Origin of the sequence: Streptomyces sp. URMC 126, from assembly GCF_051386555.1 — a bacterium.
Lineage (GTDB): Bacteria > Actinomycetota > Actinomycetes > Streptomycetales > Streptomycetaceae > Streptomyces.
In genome coordinates this window covers 1-12,319 of sequence record NZ_JBPQTX010000221.1, presented here as the reverse complement: position 1 = coordinate 12,319, position 12,319 = coordinate 1, and the positions used below count along the sequence as shown (strand labels likewise).

General features: G+C 71.5%; 11 protein-coding genes and 1 pseudogene. 8 read left to right on the top strand and 4 right to left on the bottom strand.

The annotated features are described in order from the left end of the window. Window positions 1-302, bottom strand: a pseudogene (locus tag ACSNOK_RS23555) (hypothetical protein); the annotation flags it as partial. Window positions 303-477: 175 nt separating this feature from the next. Next, a complete protein-coding gene (locus ACSNOK_RS23550; protein WP_436782749.1) occupies window positions 478-1,845 on the bottom strand; it encodes a carotenoid oxygenase family protein in 1,368 nt (455 codons plus the stop codon). 294 nt (window positions 1,846-2,139) lie between these two features. Between ACSNOK_RS23550 and ACSNOK_RS23545 the strand changes: the two genes are divergently transcribed. Then, the gene (locus ACSNOK_RS23545; RefSeq protein ID WP_436782748.1) at window positions 2,140-3,486 is read left to right on the top strand and encodes an alpha/beta hydrolase; all 1,347 of its coding nucleotides are present in this window, start codon (window positions 2,140-2,142) and stop codon (window positions 3,484-3,486) included. Window positions 3,487-3,795: 309 nt separating this feature from the next. Continuing rightward, window positions 3,796-4,146: a hypothetical protein gene (locus tag ACSNOK_RS23540; protein ID WP_436782747.1), complete on the top strand. Its 351-nt coding sequence runs from the start codon at window positions 3,796-3,798 to the stop codon at window positions 4,144-4,146. A 92-nt stretch (window positions 4,147-4,238) separates the two neighbouring features. Here ACSNOK_RS23540 and ACSNOK_RS23535 read toward each other — a convergent pair whose 3' ends face one another. After that, window positions 4,239-5,312, bottom strand: a complete 1,074-nt coding sequence (locus tag ACSNOK_RS23535; protein WP_436782746.1) for an alpha/beta hydrolase — start codon at window positions 5,310-5,312, stop codon at window positions 4,239-4,241. Window positions 5,313-6,286: 974 nt separating this feature from the next. Here ACSNOK_RS23535 and ACSNOK_RS23530 point away from each other — a divergent pair. Next, window positions 6,287-6,988: a ScbR family autoregulator-binding transcription factor gene (locus tag ACSNOK_RS23530; protein WP_436782745.1), complete on the top strand. Its 702-nt coding sequence runs from the start codon at window positions 6,287-6,289 to the stop codon at window positions 6,986-6,988. Window positions 6,989-7,215: 227 nt separating this feature from the next. Here the strand turns inward: ACSNOK_RS23530 and ACSNOK_RS23525 are convergent, their stop codons facing one another. Continuing rightward, window positions 7,216-7,815, bottom strand: a complete 600-nt coding sequence (locus ACSNOK_RS23525) for a TetR/AcrR family transcriptional regulator (RefSeq protein WP_436782744.1) — start codon at window positions 7,813-7,815, stop codon at window positions 7,216-7,218. Window positions 7,816-8,414: 599 nt separating this feature from the next. Between ACSNOK_RS23525 and ACSNOK_RS23520 the strand changes: the two genes are divergently transcribed. The 5 genes from ACSNOK_RS23520 to ACSNOK_RS23500 form a co-directional block, all read left to right on the top strand. After that, window positions 8,415-8,651 (top strand): acyl-CoA carboxylase subunit epsilon, encoded by a 237-nt coding sequence (locus ACSNOK_RS23520; RefSeq protein WP_436782743.1) that lies wholly within the window; start codon window positions 8,415-8,417, stop codon window positions 8,649-8,651. Window positions 8,652-9,041: 390 nt separating this feature from the next. Further along, on the top strand, window positions 9,042-9,437 hold the full coding sequence (locus tag ACSNOK_RS23515; protein WP_436782742.1) for a rodlin: 396 nt from the start codon (window positions 9,042-9,044) through the stop codon (window positions 9,435-9,437). 253 nt (window positions 9,438-9,690) lie between these two features. Next, a complete protein-coding gene (locus tag ACSNOK_RS23510; protein ID WP_436782741.1) occupies window positions 9,691-10,092 on the top strand; it encodes a rodlin in 402 nt (133 codons plus the stop codon). Window positions 10,093-10,419: 327 nt separating this feature from the next. Continuing rightward, the gene (locus ACSNOK_RS23505) at window positions 10,420-11,241 is read left to right on the top strand and encodes an SDR family NAD(P)-dependent oxidoreductase (RefSeq protein ID WP_436782740.1); all 822 of its coding nucleotides are present in this window, start codon (window positions 10,420-10,422) and stop codon (window positions 11,239-11,241) included. A 300-nt stretch (window positions 11,242-11,541) separates the two neighbouring features. Further along, the coding region (locus ACSNOK_RS23500) for a nucleotidyl transferase AbiEii/AbiGii toxin family protein (protein WP_436782750.1) at window positions 11,542-12,319 on the top strand (778 nt) is incomplete at its 3' end.

Genomic DNA, 12,319 nt, shown 5'->3' with positions numbered 1-12,319 from the left:
GGGTGCAGGGGACCGGGGTCGGGCACCCGGTCGGTGACGGCCTGGGCGGGGACGGCCACCGGGACCTCGGGGACCTTAGGGGTCTTAGGGGCCGTAGGGGCCTTACGGGCCTCGGGGGTCCCGGACTCCGTGGCGGCGCCCGGGACCGAGGCCATCGCTGCCGGGGCCGCTGCCGTGGCCTGTTCCCTGCCCTGGTCCGTCGTCGGCGCGGACGCGGTGCTCTGCTGGGGGAGGCCGGGCCGTCCGTCGCCGCCCGTCCTCGACCGACCGAACGCGTTCCGCAGCAGGCTGCGAATTCCCATGAGGAGAAATCCTTACCTTTGTCTGGAATGTACCTACTGTGCGACTCCGGTAAGGCTAGCTCTAACGCCTCGTCAGTAACGTGCTCCTCGCTGGTCCCGTATGCCCCGGGTTCTCGCCCCTGCCCGGGCCGGGCCCGGCCCGGAACCGTTCACCGGAGCGCTGCCCCTCCGTCGTCTACCCCGGATCCGGGATCCAATCGCCGTGCGCCCCGACCGGCACCCGCACCGGCAGATGGATCCGGGCGACCGGTCCCGCCGCGAAGTCCTGGGCGGCCAGCACCAGCAGATCGGTGGCGCCGCGCTCCGGGTCGAAGGCGTAGGCGAGCACCCAGCCGTCGTCCTCCGCGGCCCCGGGCGCGGCCGGCACGAACACGCCCTCCCCGACGTCGCCGCCCGGCGGTACCGGGTACGCGTCGCAGCCGCCGAGCCGTAGGTCGTACTTGAGCAGCCCGACGCCGAACCCGCTCCGCTCCTCGCCCAGCGGCTCGCGCACCGCGTACCCGTAGCGGTGCGGCCGGGTCGCCCGGCGCGGGTCGATCCGCGGGAACTCCACCGCGCGGTCGTCCAGCCGGATCCGCCGGACGGTCCGCGCGACCGGGTCCACCGTCCAGCGCTCCAGGTGGGCGGGCTGCTTGTCCAGACCCTTACGGGTTCCGTCGAAGAGCCGCTCGTAGCGCGCCAGATGGACGGTGATCAGCCCGCTCTCCTCGTAGGCGTTCATGGCGTGGTAGACGAAGCAGGGTTCGATCTCCAGCCAGCGCACGTCCCGTGCGGTCCCCTCCCGGGGGAGTACCCCGAGCCGGGCCGGCCGGTCGGGGTCCCAGCCGAAGGCGGCCGCCGCGAGGTCGCGGCCGAGGGAGAAGGCGACCGGCAGGTCGTAGAGCAGCACGTGGTGCTCGGTGAGCGAGAAGTCGTGCATCATCGGGCGCCCGGTGACCGGGATCTCGACGTGCCGGCGGATCCGGCCGTCCACCCCCGCGACCAGGTACTGCACATACGGCCAGGCCGGGCAGTAGGCGACGGCGTGCAGCTCGCCGGTGGCGGGGTCGAGGACGGTGTGCGCGGCCAGTCCGCCGGGCAGCGTCCCGTGGAAGTCGAACGGCCCCACCGTGTCGAGCTGGGAGTCCAGCTCGTAGGGGAGCGCCCCGCCCTCGACCAGGGTCAGCAGATGCCCGGCGAACCGCCGGATGTGGGTGTTGGGGGCGAAGTCCACCAGGTGCCGGGGCCCGTGCAGCACCTTCTCGCCCAGCCGCCTGGCCACCGCGTCGGAGCGCACCCAGCGGTTGCGGTACCAGGCGGCCCGTCCGTCCCGCAGCCGGACGCCGTGCACCATGCCCTCCCCGGCGAACCAGTGGTGGTTGGCCGGATCGTCCACCCGGAGCGGGTTCGGCCCGTTCCGCAGGTAGCGCCCGCGCAGCGCGTCCGGTATGCGGCCGGTCACCGGCAGGTCGACGGCCGTGATCTCCTCGCGGACCGGCTCGAACAGGCCGCTGAGCCAGGGGTTCGCCCCCGAGGTGACCGCCCTGGCGGCGTCGTTCGACATGCCCTCCACCTCCACCGGTGTCCCGGCCCGCCCCCGCGGAGCCTTTCACCACCATCCGGCGGAAGGGGACGTTCGGCCAGACCGCGCCAGGTGTCCGAGGACGTTCCGGCGTCCCCTCCCCTACGGGAACCCCCGGAAAAGACCCGGAGTCGGACAGGGGACGGGCAGGACAAGGGCCGAGGAAGAAACGGAGGCAGGGCAACCCTGTCGGCCCTTTATCGCCTCTTATCCGTCGAGCGCGACGGAACCGAACGTGAGTACCCACGGCAGCCGGAGGCAGGGAGTGAGAACCGCATGGGCCTGACCAGCAGGTCGCTGATGTACACGGTGGCCTTCGGTGCCGTGTTGTGTGTGGCTCTCATGGTGTGGATCTGGCCGCGGCTCTCGGGACGGGGACCGCTGCCCGTGCTCGGCCGGCTCGGCGCCATCCTGCTGACGCAGCTGTCGATCATGGCCGCGGTGCTGCTGGTGGTCAACTCCAGCGTCGGCTTCTTCGGGACCTGGAACCAGCTGTTGGGCCGCGTCGACAAGGCCCCGGTCAACGTGACCCAGATGAACAGCGGAAACGGCCCCCGCGCCTCGGTAGACGAGACCAGGGGCGGCCTGATCCAGCCCACCGGCGGCGAGAACGTCGAGAAGTTCGCCGGCTACCCCAAGGGCCCCGAGGACAAGACGGGCGCCGTCCGCTCCGTCCGCGTCATCGGCAAGCGGACCCTGGCCGTCAACTCCGCGTACGTCTACCTGCCGCCCGAGTACTTCCAGAAGCAGTACGAGCGCGCCCGCTTCCCCGTCATGGTCGTCGTCAGCGGCTACCCGGGCGGCCGGGTCAGCCTCGCCCGCAACCTCCAGGTCCCGCTGAACGCGGCCCGGCTCCTGGAGGAGAAGAAGATGGCCCCTACGGTCATCGTGATGATCAGCCCCACGATCGCCCAGCCGCGCGACACCGAGTGCGTGGACGTCCCGGACGGCCCGCAGGCCGAGACCTTCCTGACCAAGGACCTCCCCGACGCCCTGCGCAGCACCTACCGGGTCGGCCAGGACGCCACCGCCTGGGGGATCATGGGCTACTCCACCGGCGGCACCTGCGCCCTCCAGCTCGCGATGCGTGCCCCTGACGTCTACCCGGTCGCCGCCTCCCTGTCCGGAGACCTCTCCGTCAAGAACGACATGGCCACGGGCGACCTCTTCGGCGGCGGCGAGAAGGGCAAGCAGCGCAAGCGCGAGCACGACCTGATCTGGCGCCTGAAGAACCTGCCGACCCCGCCCGTCTCCCTCCTCCTCGCCACCAGCCGCAAGGGCGAGAAGAACTTCCGCGACACCGAGGAATTCCTCCGCCTGGCCGACGAGAAGAAGCTCCGCACGGCGACGATCGTGCTGCCCGAGGGCAGCCACCAATTCACGACCTGGCGCCGCGAAATCGGCCCGGCGATGGAGTGGATGAGCAAGGAACTCACGTTCCCGCAGGACACCCAGAACGGGAAGAACCCGGACGGGGAACGGAAGCGGGAGGAGGAGAAGGAGCGGGAAGAGGAGAAGAAGCGGGAAGAGGAGAAGCGGGAAGAAGCCGACCGCAAACGGCAGCAGGCGGACGAGGCCCCGGACGAGGCCGACGACGCAGACGAGCGGGCGGAGAGCGGCTGATGCCGAGGGCCCTATACGGGGGCGTTCTACAACAGCGGGCCCATCGCACGCATCCTCGAACTGGCCGTACGGGCCAGGGAATCCGACCGCTTTTCCTTCGAGGACGACCTCACCCGGTTCTGCCGCCTGCTCCGCGACTCGAACGGAGCGTACTGGGCCCTGCCGCCGGCGGCGGTCGCCGCGACGCTGGACGTCGCCGCGGAGGTACTGGAGAACGGCGACAGCGCCACACCTGCCGGATTCGCCGAGCGCCTCGCCCGCGCCGCCGACGGCCGTAACGGCCCGAAGTTCCTGCGGACGGTGGCCGGGATGATCCGGGCCCTGGACTGCGGGCCGTGCCCCGGATACGACGAACTGCCGCTCACGGACTGGGAAGTGCGCGCGATGTTCCCGAGAACCTACGACTTCGGCTACTGGGTCGTAGGAGGCGACCATCCGACCGTCTCGGAAGGCATCCGAGAGGGAGTGGAAAGAGAACACCCCGGCGGATGCCTGGAGGAACTGCCCGGACTGGTCGCCGAAATACAGAAGGCCCTGCTGCTCTTTCCCGGCGAGAAGGCCCTGGCCGAGGGGCTGGGGCCCGGGATCCCATGGGCCGGCGTCGGTGTGTTCGAGGAGATCGTCCACCGAGCGCGCGGGCACGTCGCGGACCACCACTGAGGGCATCGGCGGGTACGCGTACGGGCCGTGCGACACCTCTCCCGGCCCTCTTTTCGCTCCCGGGCGAACGGTTTCACCTTCCGCCGCGTGGCTCAGCGCGGCGGCGGGCCGCCCGGTAGCTGCTGGGCGAGCCAGGCGAAAGCCTCGGGGTAGAGCGCCGACCACGTCCGGTAGTTGTGACCTCCCTTGTCGAGCAGCATGGTCTTCAGCCGCACCCGGCTGCTTGCCGCCTCGCGTTGGAACTCCTCGATGTAGGAGGGCGGGCTGTCGCGGTCCTGGCGGGAGGTCGCGAGGAAGAGGGAGACGTCGGCTTTCGTATGACCGACGAGCCAGGTCGGGCTGTTGTGTTGCCGCAGGACGGGGTCGGCGAGGGCGCCGCCGTCACCGTTGAGCGGGTCGGGGTCGAGGGCCGCGCCGGCGGAGAAGACCCGGGGGAACTGCAAGGGCAGCTTCGCCGCGCAGAAGCCGCCGGTGGAGATCCCCAGCAGCCCCCACGACCGGGGCTGGGGCGCAGCCCGGAAGTGCCGGCGGACCAGCTCGGGGACGTCCCGGGCGAGCCAGGTCGCGACCTTGCGCCCGGCCGCGTCGGAGCAGTCGGTGTCCCGCCCGCCGGGGTTGATGACCGGCACGGCGAGGATGAACGGGCGGGTGCGCCCCTCGGCGAGCAGTTTCCGGTAGGACCTCGGCATCCGTCCCTGGTCGATCCACGACTGCGGCGTCCCCGGGACGCCGTGCAGCAGCATCACGACGGGGAACGTCGTGCGGCGGTAGCGCGGGTCGTCGTACTGGGGCGGGGTCCACACCAGGACCTGCCCGGACAGGGCGGACCGGGTGCCGTGGAAGTACGTCTCCCGCATGCCGTGGTCGTCCTCCGCGAACTTCGCGTGCTCGGCGGGCGGCCCCTGCATGGCCACGGGCCCGGCGCCGTCGGTGCGGCCCAGCAGGTCGTCCCAGGAGGCGTAGAGCCCGTAACTGGTGTTGATCCAGGTGGCCACGGTGCAGATGGCGGTGAGCTGGCAGAGGATGATCAGCAGCACGCGAGCGGCCCAGCGCACCGGCCCGGGGCCCGGGATCCTCGCCCAGCACAGCAGCGTGGCCAGGATGGTCAGCGCCGTGAACGCGACGAGCAGGGCGAAGAAGGCGGTTCCGGTGAGGCTGAGAGTCATCCCGCTGTGATCTCCCTCGGTCGGGCCGCCCACAGGCGACGGCACGGCAGACCATAACGACAGAACGTGCGGGTATCGGGCGGAACGGGGGACGAGAACCCGGATGGGTCCGGCAGCCCAAACGGTCATATGTCCGGCGCGAGGGCAACCGGAGGGGCAACCTCAAGTCCTGCTCAGACTTTCGATGCATCCGTAGTGTCGCCCTCCCATCACGAGTAGTTTCCTGGTCAGGGCGGTCCGAATCACCGGCTGTTGTCTGGGAGGCGTGATGGAATCCATGACGCGCAAGGAAAGAAAGACCGTTGTCGTTCTGGCCCTCATAGTGATCGCGATCGTCTGCTACATGATCGGCAATATTCAGCCCTGAGTCCCCGGCCCTGACGGCCGGTTGGCGCGGCCCGGGCCGGATCGCGGGCCGGGGCGGGGCGGAGCGACCGTCGGACCGCTCCCCGGTCCGATCGTCGGACCGGTCGCCCGTCCCCGACTCGTACGCGCGCACCCTGCGCCATAGCGCACCGCTCTCGCATTTCAACAAGTCGTCACCACACGGCACTTCGCCGACCCCCACCGGTCACTTCCGGACGAGACCGAAGCCGTCGTCGTGCTCGCTCCCCGCGACGGCGCGGCCGTGGCGCGGCGGCCCTCGAAGTGCCTCGGCCCGGGAGTCGGCCGGTCTTGGGGCCCCGGACGGACGGGCGGACATGGCCGGTTCGCCGTCTGCGCTGGAACACCGCGGCTGCGTAGGCTCGTCCCGCGAGGCCCCGGACGCGTCCCCTAGGGGAATTCCCGGGCGGTCGGGGCCCCTACAGGACGGCCCCGACGTCCCCCCGACGGCCCGGCCCTTGCGGGGCGTCCTACGATACGTACGCGTCGGTTTGCTTCGGGGGAGTGCGTCAAGGCGTCGGACGACACGGCCGTGCGCCGCCCCGTCGCCTGCCGTGCGGTGGGACGGGCCAGCGATTCGGAGGCAGACCGTGGCAAAGCAGGACCGCGCGATCAGAACGCGCCGGACCATCCTGGAAGCGGCCGCGGCGGTGTTCGACGAACGGGGTTACGACGCGGCGACCATCACCGAGATCCTGGCACGGGCCGAAGTGACCAAGGGCGCCCTCTACTTCCACTTCGCTTCCAAGGAAGACCTCGCCCTGGCCGTCATAGACGCCCAGTTGACCGACTCACCGGCCAATCTCGAACCACCGGCCGCGTCGAGGATGCAGCGCCTCGTCGACATGGGGCTGATCTTCGCGTACCGCATGCGCACGGACCCCCTGCTGCGCGGCAGCGTCCGGCTCACTCTGGAGCACGGCTCGACCGCCCTCAACCGCAGCGGCCCGTTCCACGGCTGGAGCCAGGTGCACACCCGCGTCCTCACCGAGGGCAAGGAGCGCGGTGAGGTGCTGCCGCACGTGGTGCCGGCCGACACGGCGGAACTCATCGTCGGCGCGTACGCCGGCATCAACATCATGTCCCAGGTCGTCACCGGCCGCGCCGACCTGGAACGCCGCGCCATCTCGCTGTACGAACACGTGATGCCGAGCGTCGCCGTGCCCTCCGTACTGGCCCGGCTCGACCTGGCCCCCGGCCGGGGCGCCCGCGCCCTGGCCGAGGCCGAGCGGCTGCGCGCGGACGAGACCACCGGGCCCGCGCCGACCCCTGCCCCCGTCGGGGTCGGCTGACCGGGACCCGGATCCGCGGACCCGTACGGGGCGCACGCCCCTACCGGTCCACCCGCCCCGTACGGCCCGGCCATCCCGGGCCGTACGGGGCACGACGTCGGGGGGCCACCCGGAGCCGGGCGGACGTCGAGGGGGCGGGGCGGGCATGGGTGCCCGGCGGTGTCGGATGGCGTTCCTCGGGACAGTGTTCGTCGGGAGGGCGTCCGTTGGGACGGTGTTCGCCGGCGTCAGGCGGTGGCCGCGCCCGCGCCCGCCGGGCCGGGGGCCGTCGTTTCCAGGATCTCCAGGGCGACGGTCAGCGCGGCGAGCCGCCGCTCCTCGGGATCGCCCGCCAGATCGTCCAGGGCGAGGGCCCCGAAGTGGACGGTGAGCAGGGCGCTCGCACAGCGCACCCGGGCGGCCAGGCCGTCGGCTCCCGAGTGGACGAGCCGGGAGAGCCGGACGACCCGTTCCCTGAGCCGGGTGCCGATGTCCAGGGTCCGCAGGGACGCCTGGTTCTCCTGCAGGATGCGGAACACCGGCGCCGCCTCCCGCAGCTTCTCGCTGTAGCGGCAGAGGAGTTCGCGCTTGGTCTCCAGCGTGGGCGGCCGGCTCTCCCCCCAGGCGATCAGTTCGTCGACGGGCGCCCCCACCTGGTCCGAGATGGCGACGAGGATGTCCTCCTTGGTCTTGAAGTGGTAGTACAGCGCCGCCTTGGTGACTCCGAGGCGTTCGGCGATCTCCCGGAGGGAGGTTTTCTCGTAGCCCCGGGTGACGAAGAGATCGAGCGCGGTCCGCTGGATGCGCTCACGGGTGTCGCTCCTGCGCGTGTGGGGGGTACTGCCCATGTGGTCCCTGCTCTCCTTCGTTCCGCTGTGCCGTACTGCCGTCGTCGGAGCGTCCCCCCGCGGCAGCGGCCGCGGCCGCCCGTGTCCGCCACCGGCCGGTGGACCGTCCGCTGCCGTGGGGAGAGAGATCATGGCTCAGGAAACCACCGGCTCCCGGGCCTCTTACCCGGCACGCGGTCCCCCATGGGTGCCCCTGAACCGCCCCTGGCGGGACGCCACGGGTCCGCGTGCCCCCTACACCCGGGTAGGCACCCGTCCGGAACCACCCGCGAGCCCGCCCCCGGAGCGTCCCCCGGCCCCCTCCGAGCCCTTAAGGGCCGCTCATCGGCCGGGCCACGGGCGACTCTTCGTCCCCCGGCCTGCGTGACGGTCGCCCCGTCGCCATGTCCTCGATGGCCGGGCGGCAGGCCGGTGACGGACCCCTGCCGGGGCGGTGGCGGAACGGTTCATCCGGATGCGCGAACGGCCCGGAGCACCGGCCGTCACCCGTTCGGAGGTATCGGGGTTCCTCCGCGCCGACGGTGGGAGCACGGTGGAAGAACCGGACACTCGCGGCGCCGCCGCACGGACGTCCGGTGCGCCGAGGGAGTGGAACGGCTATGACCGACATGTTCGTGAGGGTGGAGAAGGGTGTCGCGGGCGAGGAGGAGCTCGCCGCCGTGACCACCGTGCTCCTCGCCTGCGCCGCCACGGGCTGCGACACCGGCCCGGAGCCCGACGCGGTCCTCGGGGCCGGCCCCGGCCCCGAGATCTCCGAGTACGGCCTGTCGTGCACCCCCGCCCGCTGGCGGCCGTCGGGGTTCAGGCCCCCCACCAGCTGGCAGGGCCGGCGCTGAGCACACGGGCCGGGCGGGCCGATCGACTCGGTTTCCGCCGGCCCACCCACGCTCCCGCAGGCCCACCCGTGCTCGCGTGGGCACATGCGTCCGTCGGTCACACACGTCCGCACCGGCGGGCCCGTCATTTCTCCGCACCGCGTAAATCACACCGCAAGGCGCCCTGGAAATCACCGTAGGGCGTCCGACGGGAATGCCATCCGAGAGCATTCCTGAAAAACATCCGCGAAGACCAGCCTTTTGTCGTACCGGAAACGTTCCGGCCCCTACCCTCCCGATGCCGTGTGCTCACTGGCTCGAATGAGTGAAAGCCCGGAACCTCTCCTTCCGGTCGAAGTTATCCAGATCGCTTTCTCAGTGGGGGCGCTACACGATCGAAAGGCTATGGACGTGCTCAAGAAGGTACTCGCCACGACCGCTCTGACGGTCTCCACGGTCGGAGCCATCAGTGGCCCCGCCCTGGCGCACGGACACGACTCGCAGGACATCGCCAACGCGAACGGCGCGAAGACCGGTTACGGCAACACCAAGACCGGGGGCAAGGAAAGCCCGCAGATGAGCCTGATCCAGGGCACGCTGAACAAGCCGTGCATCGCGCTGGGCCGGGTGAACATCCAGAACATCGTGGCCCTCGTCAACATCGGGCTGCAGGACATCCCGATCCTCTCGTCGCAGCAGGAACAGCAGTGCACCGACAACTCCTCCATCAACGACGGCGATGACCCGCTGTCGCACCTGCTCGACGACATCCCGATCATCTCGGGCAACGGTTCGGCCAACGGCTGATCCAGGCGACGAGCACGGGAATCCCCCTGCGGCGGGTGTGCGGGCCCCGCGGCAGGGGGTTTCCGTTTTCCGGGCGGCGGTACGGCCCGCGGTTCCGGTGAAAACGGAACCGGGCGCGGTGAAAAAACGCGCACCGCGGCGCCGGACGAGGGCCGGACGAAGGAAGCCCGAATGAATGAAGCCCGATAACTTCCCCCACTGTGCCGAGTTAGGCAAGTAGCGCTCGTAAACCCACCAGAGCGAAGGAACCATCGTGATCAAGAAGGTAGTGGCCACGGCCGTCATGACGGCATCGGCAGTGGGCGGATCCGTCGGCCCCGCCCTGGCGAACGGACACGACAGCCAGGACGTCGCCAATGGCAACCAGGCCGTCCAGATGTACGGGAACACCTACACCGGCGGTTATATGAGCCCCCAGATGGGCCTCATCAACGGCTCGTTCAACAAGCCGTGTATCGCCGTCGGAAGGCTGAACCTCCAGAACATCGTCGGCCTGGTGAACATCGGCCTGCAGGACATTCCGATCCTGTCTTCGCAGCAGATGCAGCAGTGCACCGAGAACTCGACGATCAACGACGGCGACGACCCGCTGTCGCACATCCTGGACAGGCTCCCGATCCTCTCGGGCAACGGTTCCGCCAACGGCGGACACTGACGGCCAGACGTCGCCACCGAAGCCGCCCCCGGCCCTGCCGGGGGCGGCTTCGCGTGCGCCGGGAAGACGATCGGTCGGCGGCCAGCCGGCGGGGCGGTGCCCGCACCTGACGGACTATCGCGTCGCGGTTGGGAGCCCGCCCGGCTCCGGCCGACAGTTCTCGCATGCCGCCGCCGGGCACCGCACGGGCCCGGGACCCGCCTTCGGCCACGGCCCAGGGCCCGTCGTGCCGGACGCCTCGCGGACCGGGCCCCCGGCCGTCACCGCGCGCTTCCGCCGCGTCCCGGCGGCGCCCGTCAGTCGTCGGAAACCGAAGGAGCCCTCGCCATGAGCCACCCGTCCCCGTCCGGTTCGGCACCCACCGCCCGCCCGTCCCTCGCCCCCGCCGGGGCCGAACGCTTCGTCGGCAAGGTCGCCCTGGTGACCGGCGGCGGGAAGAACATCGGCCGGCAGGCGGCGCTGACCTTCGCACGTGGCGGCGCCACCGTGGTCGTGGCCGGGCCCACCCTGTCCGACCTGGAGGAGACCGTACGGCTGATCGAGGCCGACGGGGGCCGTGGCTCCGCCGTGGTCGCGGACGTCACCCGCGCCGCCGACGCGGCGGCCATGGTGGCCGCGGCCGTGGAGCGCCACGGCGGTCTGCACATCGCATTCAACAACGCCGGGATCCTCGGCAAGCCGGCTCCCGTGGCCGAGCAGGAGGAGGACGCGTGGTCGTCCGTCCTCGCGGTCAACACCACCGGTGTGTGGCTGTCGATGAAGTACGAGATCGAGCACATGCGCGCCCACGGCGGCGGGACCATCGTCAACTCCGCCTCCAACATCGGCTTCCACACCCGCCGCCCGGGCCTGGGCGCCTACGCCGCCTCCAAGGCCGCGGTATCGGTCCTCACCCGCACCGCCGCGCGCGAGTACATAGCCGAGGGCGTGCGCATCAACGCGGTGAGCGCGGGCGGGACGGACACCCCGATGTCCTTCCGGCCCGGTGAATCGGTCGAGGACCGCGACGCGCGGGTACGCACCGCGGTGCCGATCGGACGGGTCGCGGACACCCGGGAGATCGCCGCCGCGGTGGCGTGGCTGGCCTCGGACGAGGCGGCGTTCGTGGTCGGGCACGACCTGGTGGTGGACGGAGGCGCGAGCGCTTAGGGCCCGTAGGGGCCCCTAGGGGAGGTGGGGGGTGGCGGCCCGGGCACTCGGTGGTCGGGGCGGTGTGGCTCGTACGAAGTGGCCGGCGGTCGGAGCGGAGCGGTGGACGGCTCCCGGCTGCCCGGTGCGGCCGATCGTGGCTCGCGGCGTGGGACGAGCGGCCGGATAATCCGGGTGATGACGAACTCGCCGTCCACGTCTCCGACGCCGTCCGTACCGCCGGCATCGTCCGTGCCGTCCCCGCCCGCCGTGCCCTCCACCCCCTCCGACCGGGTGGAGGACTCCCGCCTCACCGCGATCCTGTCCGGCACGCAGCGGCGGCTGCTCGACGACCTCTCCGACGTGGGCGCCGCGTTCCCCCTCGTCCTGGCCGGCGGGCACGCCGTGCGCTTCCACGGTTTGCCCCACGCGCCCGGCCGTGATTCCGGTTCCGGCCGTGATTCAGGCTCCGGCCGTGATTCCGGCTCCGGTACGGAGGCCGGTTCCCGTCCGGGGCTCGACCTGGATTTCGCCACCGACACCCAGACGCCCATGGCCGAGGTCCTCGCGACGGTGCGGACCGGGCTGGAGGCCCGGGGGTGGCGGGTGCGGGACGCGGCGGCGGAACCGCTCGCCGCGCGGTTCGTCGCCACGGACTCCCTGAACGACGAGGAGTGCGAGGTCGAGATCGCGAAGGAGACGCTGTGGCGCGCACCGGCCCGCAGCGGGTCCGTCCTCGTCCTCGCGGCCGAGGACGTGATCGGGACCAAGGTCAGGGCCCTCGCCGACCGGGGGCTGCCGCGGGACCTCATCGACGTCCACGCCGCGTCGGACCACTGGTCGCGCCTCGAACTGGAGGAACTGGGCCGCCGGCACGCCCAGGACTCCTTCGACTTGACCGACCTCAAGGCCCGGCTGGAGGGGCTGGACTGGCTCGGGGACGGGGACTTCGCCGCCTGCGGGCTCGACGAGACGGACACGGAGGCGCTCCGGCGCTGGGCCCAGTTCTGGGCCGACGACATCGGCGAGCGGCTCGCCGAGGAGGCGCCGTACGAGGAGGAGCCGGAGGGGGATGAGTCGGCGGGGGAGGTGCCGGAGG